This window comes from Streptococcus milleri, assembly GCF_900636525.1.
Lineage (GTDB): Bacteria > Bacillota > Bacilli > Lactobacillales > Streptococcaceae > Streptococcus > Streptococcus hominis.
Map to the genome: position 1 here is coordinate 477275 of NZ_LR134288.1, position 16171 is coordinate 493445.

A 16171-nucleotide genomic window follows, 5' to 3' on the forward strand; every position below is an offset into this window, starting at 1 on the left:
TGAAAGCAATGAAGACTAAGTATTTTTACTCTTGGTCTAAAAACATGGTTGTTTACGGCTTGGATGCTGGCCTAGGAAAGCTCTTCATGAACGAATCTGAGACAGCCTGCCTATACCAATTAGGAAATTTCATCTTTCCGGCTGGTCAGGTGGATTCGGATTTTTGGCAGGATTATAGCACAAAATACAGCTTGGCTGACAAGGTCATTATCTCTGAGGAGCCCAGTTGGCAAGAGTTTCTAGATAGTCAGAGTGAGCTGGGCAAGTTTACTCGTTATGCTTTTGCGGAAAAGGTTGTCTTTGACACAGATGCTTTGGAGAAATGGCAGAGCAAGCTACCTGCAAACTACTACCTTTGTCCGATTGATACGGAGAGTTATGAGCGTTTGGCTGAGGAAGCCTAGTCTCAGGATTTGCAGGGTGATTTTTCCGATTTTGACCATTTTCAAGCGGCGGGTGGCTTTGGTTTTTTACTCTATTCAGGAGAGGAAATCATCGCTGGCGTATCGACAGGATTGGTCTATCATGGAGCTCTTGAGATTGAAATTGCTACCAAGCCAACCTACCAAAGATAGGGCTTGGTCAAAATCTTGGGTGCCCAGATGATTTTAGAAGCTCAAAGACGCTCACACTTTCCTCTCTGGGATGCGCACAATGAAGCTTCCAAGAAGGTTGCAGAAAGCTCGGGCTATCAGTGTCTAGGAGTTTATCCGGCTTATGAATGGAAAGGGACTTTTGACCAATGAAGAAAAACCAAACCTATTTCTTAAAAGACATCATTGAGGCTGTAAAATCGGAAGAGCTAGATGATGATTTCTGTTTGTATGCTAAGGAAAATGGAGAACTGAATTTTCAGGACAGCTACTTGCTTGCTGATTATCCTCAAATAGTGGATAATAGGGATGTTTACCCTAGACAGGTAAGGGAGCAAGAGATGGAGCTGATTTATTACGGTGAAGATTTTGCGGATGTTCTCTTGTCAGTTATGGAGCAGAAAGCAGAAGCGACTGATCAAGAGTGTTTACAGGCTTTGCTTTACTATTATGAGCGTGATGACTTTATGGATTATTTATGAGGAGTGTGAAAATGCGTCAAGATTTAGATAATACGTTTGATATAATAATTAAGAATGAGGAGAAATTATATAAAAATTTATATTTTGAAGGCAATGTTGAAAAAAATCCAACGTATTTTAAAGATATGAAGAAAATGTATGTAAAAGAGTGGGAAGGAATTAGGAACCCTAATAATATTTTTATTCCATTCATATTGGTAAGTATGGAATCTATTCTTAAAAAAATAATTGAAATTGATAATAATAAAAAAGTTTATCCCAAAAATATTTTGGAGAAATTGCTATCAAATGATTCCCCGTTAAAAAATATAAATTCTAAAATTGTTTATCAGATTGGTGAACAGACTTCAAAAAATTCCATGAGTATTTTAACTGAGGCAGATGCTGAAGATCTAATAAATATTGCAAAAGATTATGTTTCCCAAGAATGGGGTATCCCTAAAGAACGTCTAATAGTATCACGTTTTGATAAAAATGGCTATATCATAAACTTACGAAAAATTTTGGAGGATATACAAGAAAGATATTATTCTAAAGAGAATAAATTCGGAAATAGTTATAGAAACATAATTATGCATTCAGAACGACCGTTATTAATTGAAGATGAAAAAATATTTGCCGAAATGATTAACGATTATTGTCGTTTAATTAAATCATTTTGGAGAAATGTTACAAAATATGAGAATACACAGGAGAAATGATGACCCCAAAAGAAATGTGGCAGGCATATAAGAAAATCAATCCAGAAATTGGCGACGAGATTAATGCCTGGGCCTTCGGTACCTTGGCAGATCAGCTTGCCGACTTAGTGCTTCGTGGTGAAAAGACAGCGACGGCTTCGGCCTATGAGCTCTATAAGCTTGAAAATAAGCCCGTGCCGCAGGTAGGAACCCTTGATGTGATTTTAGACGGTCAGGATCAAGCCGTTTGTATCATCGAAATCACCAAAGTAACGGTTGTTCCTTTTAAGCAAGTCTCTGCAGAGCACGCTTTTAAAGAAGGAGAGGGTGATAAATCTTTGAATTACTGGCGGCAGGTGCATGAGGAATTCTTCACGGAATGGATGGCTGAAGCCGGCCTCTCCTTCTCAGAGGAGACAGGTGTAGTCTTAGAGGAGTTTCGTAAGGTTTATCCGCTATGAAACAAACATATATATGTGTCATGGAGAGAATCTTAACAAATGACACAAAAAGTGATATAATAAAGTAAATTTACTTTGATAAAAGGAACTATTATGACAAACTATGCAATTATTTTAGCAGCTGGAAAAGGCACTCGCATGAAATCAGATTTACCAAAAGTGCTTCACAAAGTTGCTGGAATTTCAATGTTAGAACATGTATTTAGAAGTGTTGCTGCTATCGCACCTGAAAAGACTGTGACAGTAGTTGGACATAAGGCAGAGCTGGTGGAGCAGGTATTGGCAGGGCAGACAGAGTTTGTTCGTCAAACGGAGCAATTAGGAACCGGTCATGCTGTGATGATGGCAGAGCCTGTGCTGGAAGGTTTGGCAGGGCAAACATTAGTCATTGCAGGAGACACTCCTTTAATCACAGGAGAAAGCTTGAAAAATCTGATTGATTTTCATGTCAACCACAAAAATGTTGCAACGATTTTGACAGCAGAAGCGGAAAATCCATTTGGTTATGGACGGATTGTCCGTAATCAGCAGGAAGAAGTGATCAAAATTGTGGAGCAAAAGGATGCTTCGGATTTTGAAAAGCAAATCAAAGAAATCAATACAGGAACGTATATTTTTGATAACGCTCGTCTTTTTGAAGCCCTGAAAAATATCAATACCAACAATGCGCAAGGAGAATACTACATCACAGATGTAATCGGCATTTTCCGTGAGAATGGCGAAAAAGTCGGCGCTTATACTCTGAAAGACTTTGATGAAAGTCTTGGTGTCAATGACCGCGTGGCATTGGCAACGGCAGAAAGTATTATGCGTCGTCGAATCAATCAAGCTCACATGGTGAATGGCGTTAGTTTTGTAAATCCAGAAACGACTTATATTGATGTAGACGTACAGATTGAACCAGAAGTCCAAATTGAAGCCAATGTTACCTTGAAAGGAACAACGAAAATTGGTGCAGGCAGCATTCTGACAAATGGTACGTATATTGTTGACTCTGTTATTGGTGAACAAACGGTTATTACCAATTCGATGATTGAAGAGTCTACAGTTGCAGACGGTGTAACGGTGGGACCTTACGCTCATGTTCGCCCAGATTCAAGCCTTGCTAAAAATGTACATGTTGGTAATTTCGTTGAAGTGAAAGGTTCTTCTATCGGTGAAAATACCAAAGCTGGGCATCTGACCTATATTGGTAATTCTGAAGTGGGTGCGAATGTCAATTTTGGCGCTGGAACGATTACAGTTAATTATGACGGACAGCACAAATTTAAGACCGTCATTGGGAACAATGTCTTTGTAGGTTCTAATTCAACCATTATTGCGCCGGTAGAACTTGGGGACAATTCTCTTGTAGGTGCAGGCTCAACCATTACCAAGGATGTGCCAGCTGATGCGATTGCTCTTGGTCGTGGTCGTCAGATCAATAAAGAAGAATACGCTAAACGCTTGCCGCATCATCCAGATAATAAGTAGGAATTGCTATGGATTTTGAAGAAAAAACACTAAAACGAACAGAAATTTACCAAGGTCCTATTTTTAAACTTGTAAAAGACGAAGTTCAGTTACCAGCAGGAAAAGGAACAGCTTACCGTGATTTGATTTTCCATAATGGAGCGGTGGCAGTTATCGCGCTAACACCAGAAGATAAAATAATTTTGGTTAAGCAGTATCGCAAAGCTATTGAAGCAACCTCTTATGAAATTCCAGCTGGAAAGTTAGAGGTTGGTGAAAATGCGGATCCTGAGGCTGCAGCTTTGCGTGAATTGGAAGAAGAGACCGGCTATACAGGTGAATTGGAATTGCTCTATGATTTCTATTCGGCGATTGGCTTTTGCAATGAGCGAATCAGACTTTATAGCGCTAGCCATTTAACAAAAGTTGAAAATCCTCGTCCACAAGATGAGGACGAGACCTTAGAACTCTATGAAGTGACCTTGGAAGAAGCGAAAGCTCTCCTTGCTAGTGGTGATATTTGTGATGCAAAAACCATTATTGCACTCCAATATTGGGAAATGAAAATGAATCGAAGATAGGGGAACGCTCATGGGAAGACCTTTATTAACAGATGAAATGATTGAACGGGCAAATCGTGGTGAAGATATTTCAGGTCCACCTTTGCATGATGAGGAAGAAACCAAAATTTTAAAAACGACTAGAAGTCAGTTTGGTGATTCTTCTCCAACTAGCGGTTTCAATCAAGATACGCTGCAAATTGATGTAGAACCAACGGTGACCAAAAGCCGACGCATTGAAAATGCAAAACGTGGAGTATTCCAAGCGAAATTAAACAAAATTCTATTTTGGATTGTCCTGCTTTTGATGGCTTTGATTGCTGCTATTATTTGGCTATAAAAAAGCGAGAAGCTTAGACTTTCGCTTTTTTTATGATAGAACGAGAGGAAAACATGAAAATCGGAATTATTGCGGCTATGCCTGAGGAACTAAAAATCTTAGTGGAAAACTTGGAAAATGCTGAAAAGCACTTACGTTTGGGACATGTTTATCATACGGGAAGTATCGGTTGTCATGAAGTCGTGCTGGTGGAAAGCGGGATCGGAAAGGTCATGTCTGCTATGAGCGTGGCTGTTTTGGTCAATGAGTTTAAAGTGACGGCTGTCATCAATACGGGTTCTGCTGGTGCGGTAGCCGAAGGCTTGCAAATCGGCGATGTTGTAGTGGCTGACCGGCTAGTGTACCACGATGTAGATGTAACAGCTTTTGGCTATGAATACGGACAAATGGCGCGCCAGCCACTGTATTTTGAAGCGAGCCGCTATTTGGTTTCTGAGATGAGGAAGCTTTTAGAAAAGACACATCAGACAAGTCGCGTTGGCTTGATTGCAACAGGAGACAGTTTTATTGCGGGACAAGACAAGATTCAAGCCATTAAGCAGCATTTTTCAGATGTTTTAGCAGTAGAAATGGAAGGAGCAGCCATTGCGCAAGCAACCCATTCTATCGGTCTGCCTTTTATGGTCATTCGTGCCATGAGTGATACAGCTTCTCATGACGCAAATATCAGCTTTGACGAATTTATCCATGAAGCTGGCAGGCGATCAGCTGAGACCTTGATAGCGTTTTTGAAAGAATTAATTTAAAGAATGAGTTAGCAGTTGTAGATGGAGAGCTTGGCTTTATCAGGCTTTATAGTTGGCTGTTTAACATTATGAAATAAGAATGGAACAAAATCAGCGTTTTGTCAGCAATTGATTTTGTTGTCCCAGCCCTGCAAGGTTGAGTAAGTCTGAAAAAGCTGATAGTATCAGCATTAGAAGGTATTCAACTACAGTGCATTGAGTTTTATCGAGTCTGGAATACTGTTATTCCAGACTATTTTTTCTGTCCTTGCCAATTTGACCAAGAAGATGATATAATTTTTGAAGTGCAGATTCTATCTCACGCTCAATAAATCAGAAAGTTTTATAAGAATGAGTATTTTAGAAGTGAAAAATTTGAGCCACGGTTTTGGTGACCGGGCTATTTTTGAGGATGTATCTTTCCGCTTGCTTAAGGGTGAGCATATCGGTTTAGTTGGAGCAAACGGTGAAGGGAAATCCACCTTTATGAGCATTGTAACTGGTCAATTGTTGCCAGATGAAGGCAAGGTTGAGTGGTCCAAGTATGTGACAGCTGGTTACTTGGATCAGCACGCTGTGTTGAAAGAAGGTCAATCCGTGCGTGATGTGTTGCGGACGGCTTTTGATGAACTTTTCAAGACTGAGTCTCGAATCAATGAGATATATCTAGCTATGGCAGAAGACGGAGCTGATATTGATGTCCTTATGGAAGAAGTGGGTGAATTGCAGGAGCGATTGGAAAGTCGAGACTTTTATACTTTAGATGCTAAGATTGATGAGGTAGCTCGTGCTTTAGGGGTTATGGATTACGGTATGGAAACGGATGTCACCGCTCTTTCTGGAGGTCAACGAACCAAGGTGCTCTTAGCAAAACTTCTCCTTCAAAAACCAGACATCTTGCTCTTAGATGAGCCTACCAACTATTTGGACGCAGAGCATATTGATTGGCTCAAGCGCTATCTGCAAAATTATGAAAATGCTTTCGTGCTCATTTCCCATGATATTCCTTTCTTAAACGATGTAATCAATATCGTCTACCATGTAGAAAATCAAAACTTGACCCGCTATTCTGGTGATTATTATCAATTCCAAGAAGTTTATGAGATGAAGAAATCTCAGTTGGAAGCAGCTTACGAGCGCCAGCAAAAGGAAATTGCCGATTTAAAAGACTTTGTAGCGCGCAACAAAGCTCGGGTGGCTACCCGCAATATGGCTATGTCCCGCCAGAAAAAATTAGACAAAATGGAGCTGATTGAATTGCAGGGTGAGAAGTCTAAGCCTTCCTTTGGCTTCAAAATAGCTCGTACACCAGGGCGCTTTATTTTTCAAGCAGAAGAGTTGCAAATTGGTTACGATTGTCCTTTGACAAAGCCCCTTAATCTAACCTTTGAGCGCAATCAGAAAGTTGCCATTATCGGAGCCAACGGAATCGGGAAGACAACTCTTTTAAAAAGTTTGCTTGGAATCATTCCTCCTCTTGCTGGTCAAGTAGAGCGTGGAGACTATTTGGAATTGGGCTATTTTGAGCAGGAGACAGCTGGTGGTAATCGCCAGACCCCTTTGGAAGCTGTTTGGGATGCTTTCCCGTCACTCAATCAAGCGGAAGTTCGTGCTACTCTGGCTCGTTGTGGGCTGACCTCCAAGCATATTGAAAGCCAGATTCAGGTTCTCTCAGGAGGTGAGCAGGCTAAGGTTCGACTTTGTCTCCTCATGAACCGAGAAAATAATGTCTTAGTACTGGATGAGCCTACGAATCACCTCGATGTGGATGCCAAAGATGAGCTCAAGCGCGCTCTTCAAGCATACAAAGGCAGTATTCTCATGGTCTGCCATGAGCCTGACTTCTACAAAGGATGGGTAGATCAGATTTGGGATTTTAATCAATTAACGTAGGCGTAAAGAAAACGGGGTGTAGGACAAAAATCAGTATTTCGTAAGAAATCGATTTTGTCGTCCCACCACTCCGTAAGGTTGAGTAGGGCTGTAAAAGCTGATAGCATCAGCACATTAGAGACCACTCAATGAGTTTTATTCTAGAAAGTAAACGAGTCTGGAACATTTTTGCCCAGACTCGTTTTGTGATTATTTCTTAAATGTATAGTCCTTGATGACTTCAATTTTCTCAATTTTAATTTCTTTTTTGGGTTTGTCGTTTTCGCCAGTCTCGGTAGCAGCGATTTTATCCACGACCTCCATGCCAGAAATGACTTGCCCAAAGACAGTGTAATTTCCATCTAAACTTGGATTTCCACCTTTTTTATAGGCTTCAATGATTTTTTCAGGATAAGTTGTACTAGAGAGCTGATTAGAACTGTCCTTGGTATTTTGGTTGATGAAAAATTGACTACCGTTGGAATTTGGATTGGAAGAACGAGCCATGGCTAATGCGCCACGGATATTGTAGAGATAAGACGAAATCTCTGTTTTAAAGCCACTTCCAGAGTCGATCTTAGAATTTTTGCCTTTCCAAATGGATTCACCACCAGTACCGTCTCCCTTAGGGTCTCCTGTTTGAATCATAAAGTTCTTAATGACACGGTGGAAAGTCACGCCGTTATAATAACCTTCCTTAGTATGCGTTAAGAAATTTTCAACTGCAAGTGGAGCATATTTTGGAAAAAGCTTCATAGAAATAGCACCTTCAGTTGTGGTTATTTTCACTTCCGCTTCATCGTCAGCGACCTTGTCAGACAGCTGTGGAAAGTTAGCATTTTTATCGCTCAAAGCAGCTTTTTGCTCTTCTTTTTGTTTTTCCGCTGCTCTTGAGCTGGATTCGGAAGCAAGGCTGGAGTCTACATAGTCATTTCCTCTAATAGCTCTTTGTAAGTTTGTACAGCCTGTCAAAAATAAACCAGCAGCCAGTCCTAAGATAAGTAATTTTTTCATAGATTTCCTTTCTGAATGTTGAACTATTCACATTTTACTATAAATAAAAGCCTTTTTCAAACCTTTTGAGAGTTTGTCCATGCTAACTGAAAGGCACTATCGGGCTACTTTTTTGATGTAAAGATAGTTCAATCGTTTAAAGTATGAAAACATTTTCTTATGAAAAGTTTTGTAAATTTGCTTACGAGAAAAAAATTTTTTGTGCTAAAATAGCGTTTATCAACAAAGAAATGGAGTTTTTATGCCGAAGAATTTTAAGGAATCATTATTTTTTTACAGCCCTTATGTGCAGCATGATGGTATTTGGAATGAGCATTTGGAACCTGTCCGTTGTAGGATATTTTTCATGGGCTCATCTAGCAATGGGATATGTTCCTGGATTGATTACAACTTTTCTCTTAGACCTTCTTGTGGCAGGACAAGTTGTGAAGGGAGTTGCTTTTAAATTTTTAACAGAACGCCATAAACCTTGGCAGAAGATCCTCGTTGTTTCAGGTGGTATGGTTCTGATTATGGTTTCATTGATGCCTTTTTATGGTATATTTTTTAACAGCGTACCGCTTTCACTAGCCAATTATCTAGAAACTTGGCTAACCAATTTTATTGTGGCTTTTCCCTTGAATTTTCTGATTGTTGGACCAATTTCTCGCTTTATTCTAGGTCAACTGCAACAGCAACTTTTTTAATCTTGCTGCCGATAATATCTGTCAACCAGATTATGGAACTTCTTTATGATATTTATTTAGTGGTAAAAAATTTATGTTATAATAGATTTATAAAGGAGGGATAGAGAATGGCTAAACGATTGACAAGAGATGTGCGGAATAAGAAAATTGCAGGTGTCTGTGCAGGCGTAGCAAATTATTTTGACATAGATCCTACCATTGTGCGACTGATCTGGGGAGTAGCATTTTTTGTATATGGAATCGGTCTAATCCCTTATTTGATTTTGTGGTTTGTTTTACCAGTAGATGATGGTGATGGTGATGTGATTTGGAAGTAAAGATTATTATTTAAAAGCAGGAACATTGATTTTCTGCTTTTTTCTTTCATTGGATTAGTGTCCGACTTATGGTATAATAAAAGTTATGGCAAGTAAGAAAAATAGTAAAAAAGGTCGGACAACGAGACGACCTACAAAAGCAGAGTTAGAACGGCAAAAGGCCATTCGGAGGATGTTGATAACTTTCGGAGTAGCTTTTTTGCTTCTTTTTGCAGCATTAAAATGGGGTGCCGTTGGGATCACTCTTTACAATCTCATTCGCTTATTGGTAGGAAGTTTAGCTTATGTAGTTATTATAGCCAGTCTCATTTATCTTTTCTTTTTTAAGTGGGTCAATAAGCATGAAGGGTATAAATCAGGCTTTTTCAGTATTTTTATTGGCTTGCTGCTTATGTTTCAAGCTTATTTTGTAAATGTTTTAAATTTAAAAGGACAGGTTCTAAGTACAACCTTGTCACGGATTTTAACGGATTTGACAGCTGTTAAAGTCAGTGCTTTTGCTGGTGGTGGTTTATTAGGAGCGACACTCTATACTCCTATAGCCTTTTTATTTTCAAATATTGGCACCTACTTTATCGGGCTCCTCTTAATATTGCTAGGGGCGCTACTCATCGGTCCATATTCGATTTATGATATTTTTGAAAAATTAAGTGAAACCTATCATGCTTGGAGTGAAAAGCGAGAAGCAAGGCGTCAGCAACGTTTTATCGAAAAAGAAGAAAAAGCTGCGCAAGCAGCGATGAGTGCTATTCAAGTAGAGCAAGACGAGCCACAAATTGATCCCGAAACGGGAGAAATTTTAGATGATGAGGTCTTAGCTCATACGCCGATTCAGTTTGAAGAAGCAGAACCAGAAATTTATGATTATGATGAGAGTTTGTCTGAGAAACAACACAAAGAAGAGCAGCAAGATAACACAGATGAAGATGTTGAGGTTAATTTCACCCCCAAAGAAAGTTTAGATTACAAACTTCCAACAATCAATTTGTTTGCGCCAGACAAGCCTAAAAATCAATCCAAAGAAAAGAAAATTGTTCGCGAAAATATCAAGATTTTAGAAGAAACATTTGCTAGCTTTGGCATTCGTGCTAGCGTTGAACGTGCTGAAATCGGACCGTCTGTGACTAAGTACGAGGTCAAGCCAGCTGTCGGAGTGCGGGTCAATCGCATTTCCAATCTGGCTGACGATTTAGCTCTGGCTTTGGCAGCTAAAGATGTGCGGATTGAAGCACCTATTCCGGGAAAATCTCTAGTCGGAATTGAAGTACCAAATTCCGAGATTGCAATGGTCACTTTCCGTGAACTCTGGGAGCAATCTAAGACAGATGATAAGAAATTACTCGAAATTCCTTTAGGAAAGGCTGTCAATGGCTCTGTTCGGACGTTTGATTTGGCAAAAATGCCTCATTTGCTAGTAGCAGGTTCGACTGGTTCAGGGAAATCCGTTGCAGTCAACGGTATTATTGCTAGTATTCTCATGAAAGCACGACCAGATGAAGTCAAGTTCATGATGGTCGATCCTAAAATGGTCGAATTGTCTGTCTATAATGATATTCCTCACTTACTGATCCCTGTTGTGACCAATCCTCGCAAAGCGAGTCGGGCTTTGCAAAAAGTGGTCGATGAAATGGAAAATCGCTATGAGCTCTTTTCTAAGGTTGGTGCTCGCAATATTGCAGGTTACAATGCCAAAGTAGCCGAGTACAATGCTAGTCAACCAGAATATAAACAAATTCCTCTTCCTTTGATTGTGGTTATTGTGGATGAGTTGGCAGACCTCATGATGGTAGCCAGCAAAGAAGTGGAAGACGCCATTATTCGCTTGGGACAAAAAGCTCGAGCGGCTGGTATTCACATGATTTTGGCCACTCAGCGACCGTCTGTTGATGTTATCTCTGGGCTCATCAAGGCAAATGTCCCATCGCGAATTGCTTTTGCTGTCTCTAGTGGAACTGATAGCCGAACGATTCTAGATGAAAATGGTGCAGAGAAACTCTTGGGACGTGGGGATATGCTCTTTAAGCCAATTGATGAAAATCATCCTGTTCGTCTGCAAGGATCGTTCATCTCTGATGAAGATGTGGAGCGCATTGTCACTTTTGTTAAGAATCAAGCCGAAGCAGACTATGATGATAATTTTGACCCAGGCGAAGTATCTGAGAATGACATGGATTCAGGTAGTGAGAGTGAACAAGGTGATCCACTCTTTGAAGAAGCCAAGGCTTTGGTCATAGAAACGCAAAAAGCGAGTGCTTCAATGCTCCAACGTCGATTGTCCGTCGGATTTAATCGTGCGACTCGACTGATGGAAGAGTTGGAAGCTGCAGGTGTCATCGGTCCAGCAGAAGGCACCAAGCCAAGAAAAGTTTTAATGAATAACTAAAATAGGTGCTGTTTAAAAAATGTAACATCCTTGGGAGTGGGACAAAAATCGGTAATTTCGAAGAAATTTGATTTTGTCGTCCCATCCCCGCACAGTTGAGTAGGGCTGTAAAGGTTGATTTATCAACCACATAGAACCCACTCAACCACTGCGACTTGCAAGAAACTCATAAAAATCTGACGAGGTTAAGGACTTTTGTCCCAGCCTCTTTTTCTGTAGCTGTTTTATTTTGAAAGTTTTGTAGAAAAGGTATGGAAAATCTCACATTTTTCAATTCTGTAAGTTTTCTACGGTTTAAACTCGACTTTTTTGATAAAATTAGACCATGACTTGTAAATGGAGGCTATATGTCAAAAGAGATACTTACAGGGCTTAGTCAAAAAGAAGTTAAAGCACGCGTCCAAAAAGGCTTGGTCAACGAAGTAACGGTTAGCACGGAAAAAACAACTTGGCAAATCATTCAGTCGAATGTGTTTACTTATTTTAATTTTATATTTTTTGTCCTTGCTGTGTTGCTAGTTATTGTACAATCATGGAATAATTTACTTTTTTTACCTATTGTTATTATCAATTCTTTGATTGGAATTGTTCAAGAGCTTAGAGCGCGCAAAATATTGAGCAACATGCAGTTGCTTCATCACTATACAGCGATTGTCGTGCGAGACGGTAAAGAAATCCAACTAGAGACAAAAGATTTAGTACAAGATGATATCGTTCTTTTCTCGACAGGAGATCAAATCTATGCAGACGCTAAGATTGTATCAGGTGAATTGAAAGTCAATGAATCACAGTTAACAGGAGAAGCAGATGAAATCGCAAAGCAAATAGATGATACTGTCATGTCAGGCAGTTTTGTCGTATCTGGCAAAGCCTATGCTCGCTTGGAAAAAGTAGGCGATGAATCCTACATCAATCAACTGACATTGAAAGCAAAAGAAGTCTCTGGAAAAGAAGAATCGGAAATGGTACGTTCGGTCAATAATCTGGTTAAAGTGATTGGATTTTTGATTATTCCTTTAGGGCTTCTTCTATTTTTCCAAAGTTATGTGACCAATCACGAAAGTTTTCAAGTTAGTATTGTCTCCACGGTAGGAGCTATTATCGGTATGATTCCAGAGGGGCTTTATCTTTTGATGACTCTGGCGCTGGCTTTGGGAGCAGCTAGTCTAGCAAGACAGCAGGTTTTATTAAATAGTATGAAAGGGATTGAGTCTCTTTCTCGTGTAGATGTTTTGTGTGTAGATAAGACAGGAACCATTACGGAAAATACGATGAAAGTTGCACAAGTACTCTCTGTTCAGCAAGACAATAATGCCTCACAGGAAGCTCTTAAACGATATTTGGCAGCAAGTCCAGATGAAAATGAAACGATTGTAGCAATTCGAGACTTTTTTGCTTCAGAAGTAGTAGAAAAGGCTTGGACCGTAGTGAAGGCCCTTCCGTTTAGTTCAAAGACCAAGTTTGGTGCTATTTCTTTCAAAGAAGGCAATTTTATTTTAGGTGCTCCAGAGTTTGTATTAAAAGAAAAGTTGGAAGAATATCGCAGCTATTTTCAACAATATGCAGAAAGCGGCTCACGCGTTCTTGTTTTTGCTGAATCAAAAAATCAGCCATTTACAGGTGATTTGACTCAAACAGTAGACCCCCTACTTTTCATCTTATTAGAAAATCCAATTCGAGAAAATGCAGCTGAAACCTTTTCCTATTTTGCTCTTCAAGGTGTGGAAGTCAAAGTTATCTCAGGAGATAATCCTGTAACAGTTGCTGCAGTGGCTGCCAAAGCAGAGATTCCTCATGCAGAAAATTATGTAGACGCGCAAAACTTGGATACTGATGAAAAAATCACTCAAGCAGTTGAAAAATATACGGTCTTTGGTCGAGTGACCCCTCAACAGAAACAAAAATTAGTCCAAGCACTTCAAGCTAATCAGCACAAAGTCGCCATGACAGGGGATGGTGTAAATGATATTTTAGCAATGAAGACTGCAGATTGCAGCATTGCTATGGAGTCTGGCAACAATGCTACCAAGCAGATTGCACAAGTTGTTTTGCTGGATTCTGACTTTTCGCATATGCCGCATATTGTGACAGAAGGACGTAGGGTTGTCAATAACATTCAGCGTTCCGCTAGTTTATTTCTTGTGAAAAATATTTTTTCTATTTCCCTTGCTATCTTATCTAGTTTGTTTGCTTTTACCTATCCTTTGCAGGCATCACAAGTTTCCTTGATTAGTGCGTTCACTATTGGTATACCCGGATTTATGTTAGCTTTGGAGCCTAATAAGCAGCGCATTCGAGGGCGTTTTATCAGAACGGTTTTACAGAATGCCATACCAGCAGCTTTTGTTGATTTACTAGCCGTTTTGATTGTCATGGCTTGTGGTCGGATTTTTCGATTATCCACGCAAGAAGTTGCGACATCGTCTGTTATCTTATTGGCAGTAGTTGGTTTCATTATCATCATCAAGCTTATCCATCCTCTCAATCGAATGAAAACCATTGTTGTAATCTTTAACATCATCGGCTTGGTGATTTCAGGCTTGTTATTTCACTCTATCTTTTTGTTATCTAAAATCTCACCGATTACCATTATCCTCACAGTCATTCTCTCCTTGATGTTAGAATCACTTATGAGATTGTTCCAATTCATAACAAATAAGTTATTTGCTCTATTTGATAAGTTCTCAACAAAATATTAAATATAAAAATATCGGAAGCAGATGAGTCTGTCCGATATTTTTTATTATTTTGCTAAAAATAAGCCAATCACCATGGCGAGGTAGAGAAAGAAGGTCAAAATAAAACCAGCTCGCCAGAAAAATTTAAAGAACTTAGGATAGTAAAAACTGCGTTTAACTCGAAGAAAGTAGACAGTAATGGCAATTGCTAAAGCAGAGAGAGCTAACGCCAATTCTGGCAAGAGACTGTGGTAGAAAGCTCTATCAGAGATGATATAGAATTCCAACACAAAAAGTGGAAAAGCCAGATCTGCAAAATTCAAGCCAAACCGTTTCAGGCGAAATAATTTAGTGATAATAATGGTTAAAATAATGGTTAAAAAGATAAATAAAATAGATGCGATTTTTAATAATGTCATAAGTTTATTTTACCATAAAAACTGGAGAAAGATAGAAAAATTTTTCGTGTTTTTTCTTGCAATTTAGCAGGTTTAGTGTATAATAGAAAAGTATGCATAAGCATACTTGTGGGAGGTAAAAATATTACGTTACCGCCAAAACCACAAAGGAGGATTTAAAAATGGCTAAAAAAGTCGAAAAACTTGTAAAATTGCAAATCCCTGCTGGTAAAGCTACTCCAGCTCCACCAGTTGGTCCTGCGCTTGGTCAAGCTGGTATCAACATCATGGGATTTACGAAAGAGTTCAATGCTCGCACAGCTGATCAAGCTGGCATGATTATTCCAGTTGTCATCTCTGTATACGAAGATAAATCATTTACTTTCGTAACAAAGACACCACCAGCTGCTGTTCTTTTGAAAAAAGCTGCAGGTGTTGAAAAAGGATCAGGTACACCAAACAAAACAAAAGTTGCAACAGTTACTCGTGCACAAGTACAAGAAATTGCTGAAACTAAGATGCCAGATTTGAACGCTGCAAACCTTGAGTCTGCAATGCGTATGATCGAAGGTACTGCTCGTTCTATGGGATTCACTGTTGTTGACTAATCAATAACACCCAAACCCGCAAGACTTCATCAGACGAGAAGGACGTGGGAGATGAAAATCGATTGAACCACTTACAAGGAGAATAGAAAATGGCTAAAAAAAGCAAACAACTTCGTGCTGCTCTTGAAAAAATCGACAGCACAAAAGCATACAGCGTAGAAGAAGCTGTAGCACTTGCAAAAGAAACAAACTTTGCAAAATTTGACGCAACTGTAGAAGTTGCTTATAACTTGAACATTGATGTGAAAAAAGCGGATCAACAAATCCGTGGTGCAATGGTTCTTCCAAACGGAACTGGTAAAACCCAACGTGTGCTTGTTTTTGCACGTGGTGCAAAAGCAGAAGAAGCAAAAGCTGCTGGTGCAGACTTCGTTGGTGAAGATGACCTCGTTGCAAAAATCAACGGTGGCTGGCTTGACTTTGATGTCGTAATTGCTACACCTGATATGATGGCACTTGTTGGACGTCTTGGACGTATCCTTGGACCACGTAACTTGATGCCAAACCCTAAAACTGGTACCGTAACAATGGATGTTGCTAAAGCGGTTGAAGAATCTAAAGGCGGTAAAATTACTTACCGTGCTGATCGTGCAGGGAACGTACAAGCTATCATTGGTAAAGTTTCATTTGATGCTGATAAGTTGGTTGAAAACTTCAAAGCATTCCACGATGTGATTGCAAAAGCTAAACCAGCTACAGTAAAAGGAACTTATATGACTAATCTTACTGTTACCACTACTCAAGGTGTAGGTATTAAGGTTGATGTCAACTCACTTTAATTAGAATCGAAACTCTGTCTTCGGATGGAGTTTTTCTTTTACTAAAATTAAAAGCGTTGGATTGATGAATTCATCGCTTTTTATATTTGGAATAAAATTTGCAGGGGGGATACATATTTAAAGCAAAAACCTCCTGTGTTATA

The 16171-nt window shown here is 39.5% G+C and carries 16 protein-coding genes and 1 pseudogene; 15 read left to right on the forward strand and 2 right to left on the reverse strand.

Annotation, left to right across the window (positions count from 1 at the left end; genetic code table 11):
- Positions 1-8 precede the first annotated feature (8 nt).
- From EL087_RS02415 to EL087_RS02455, 9 genes and pseudogenes are all read left to right on the forward strand, one after another.
- Positions 9-746 (forward strand): annotated as a pseudogene (locus EL087_RS02415) (GNAT family N-acetyltransferase).
- Positions 743-1075 (forward strand): DUF7716 domain-containing protein, encoded by a 333-nt coding sequence (locus EL087_RS02420; RefSeq protein ID WP_003028249.1) that lies wholly within the window; start codon positions 743-745, stop codon positions 1073-1075. The pseudogene EL087_RS02415 and the gene EL087_RS02420 overlap by 4 nt, the downstream one beginning before the upstream one ends.
- A gap of 11 nt (positions 1076-1086) precedes the next feature.
- Entirely contained in the window at positions 1087-1776 is a 690-nt protein-coding gene (locus EL087_RS02425) for a hypothetical protein (RefSeq protein WP_126406666.1), read from the forward strand.
- Positions 1776-2216: an ASCH domain-containing protein gene (locus tag EL087_RS02430; protein ID WP_022525192.1), complete on the forward strand. Its 441-nt coding sequence runs from the start codon at positions 1776-1778 to the stop codon at positions 2214-2216. Before EL087_RS02425 ends, EL087_RS02430 begins: the two co-directional genes overlap by 1 nt.
- Positions 2217-2309: 93 nt before the next feature.
- Positions 2310-3689, forward strand: a complete 1380-nt coding sequence (gene glmU / locus EL087_RS02435; protein ID WP_126406667.1) for a bifunctional UDP-N-acetylglucosamine diphosphorylase/glucosamine-1-phosphate N-acetyltransferase GlmU — start codon at positions 2310-2312, stop codon at positions 3687-3689.
- An 8-nt stretch (positions 3690-3697) separates the two neighbouring features.
- A complete protein-coding gene (locus tag EL087_RS02440; RefSeq protein ID WP_126406668.1) occupies positions 3698-4249 on the forward strand; it encodes an NUDIX hydrolase in 552 nt (183 codons plus the stop codon).
- A 10-nt stretch (positions 4250-4259) separates the two neighbouring features.
- Positions 4260-4568, forward strand: a complete 309-nt coding sequence (gene macP / locus EL087_RS02445; RefSeq protein WP_003028238.1) for a cell wall synthase accessory phosphoprotein MacP — start codon at positions 4260-4262, stop codon at positions 4566-4568.
- A gap of 53 nt (positions 4569-4621) precedes the next feature.
- Entirely contained in the window at positions 4622-5314 is a 693-nt protein-coding gene (locus EL087_RS02450; protein WP_022525193.1) for a 5'-methylthioadenosine/adenosylhomocysteine nucleosidase, read from the forward strand.
- 330 nt (positions 5315-5644) lie between these two features.
- Positions 5645-7186: an ABC-F family ATP-binding cassette domain-containing protein gene (locus EL087_RS02455; protein ID WP_070671117.1), complete on the forward strand. Its 1542-nt coding sequence runs from the start codon at positions 5645-5647 to the stop codon at positions 7184-7186.
- Between the two features lie 189 nt (positions 7187-7375).
- Here EL087_RS02455 and EL087_RS02460 read toward each other — a convergent pair whose 3' ends face one another.
- Complete coding sequence (locus EL087_RS02460) at positions 7376-8179, reverse strand: peptidylprolyl isomerase (RefSeq protein WP_003028228.1); 804 nt, start codon at positions 8177-8179, stop codon at positions 7376-7378.
- Positions 8180-8322: 143 nt separating this feature from the next.
- Between EL087_RS02460 and EL087_RS02465 the strand changes: the two genes are divergently transcribed.
- From EL087_RS02465 to EL087_RS02480, 4 genes are all read left to right on the forward strand, one after another.
- The gene (locus tag EL087_RS02465) at positions 8323-8865 is read left to right on the forward strand and encodes a DUF2798 domain-containing protein (RefSeq protein ID WP_313769824.1); all 543 of its coding nucleotides are present in this window, start codon (positions 8323-8325) and stop codon (positions 8863-8865) included.
- 107 nt (positions 8866-8972) lie between these two features.
- Complete coding sequence (locus EL087_RS02470; protein ID WP_003040327.1) at positions 8973-9182, forward strand: PspC domain-containing protein; 210 nt, start codon at positions 8973-8975, stop codon at positions 9180-9182.
- 85 nt (positions 9183-9267) lie between these two features.
- A complete protein-coding gene (locus EL087_RS02475; RefSeq protein ID WP_126406670.1) occupies positions 9268-11565 on the forward strand; it encodes a DNA translocase FtsK in 2298 nt (765 codons plus the stop codon).
- Positions 11566-11912: 347 nt separating this feature from the next.
- Entirely contained in the window at positions 11913-14264 is a 2352-nt protein-coding gene (locus tag EL087_RS02480; RefSeq protein ID WP_126406672.1) for an HAD-IC family P-type ATPase, read from the forward strand.
- Positions 14265-14308: 44 nt separating this feature from the next.
- Here the strand turns inward: EL087_RS02480 and EL087_RS02485 are convergent, their stop codons facing one another.
- Positions 14309-14662 (reverse strand): DUF3397 family protein, encoded by a 354-nt coding sequence (locus EL087_RS02485; RefSeq protein ID WP_049533623.1) that lies wholly within the window; start codon positions 14660-14662, stop codon positions 14309-14311.
- Positions 14663-14823: 161 nt separating this feature from the next.
- On the opposite strand from EL087_RS02485, the gene rplK reads away from it, so the two are divergent.
- Both rplK and rplA read left to right on the forward strand, forming a co-directional pair.
- The gene (rplK, locus tag EL087_RS02490) at positions 14824-15249 is read left to right on the forward strand and encodes a 50S ribosomal protein L11 (protein WP_003025466.1); all 426 of its coding nucleotides are present in this window, start codon (positions 14824-14826) and stop codon (positions 15247-15249) included.
- Between the two features lie 89 nt (positions 15250-15338).
- Complete coding sequence (gene rplA / locus EL087_RS02495; RefSeq protein WP_126406674.1) at positions 15339-16028, forward strand: 50S ribosomal protein L1; 690 nt, start codon at positions 15339-15341, stop codon at positions 16026-16028.
- Positions 16029-16171 lie beyond the last annotated feature (143 nt).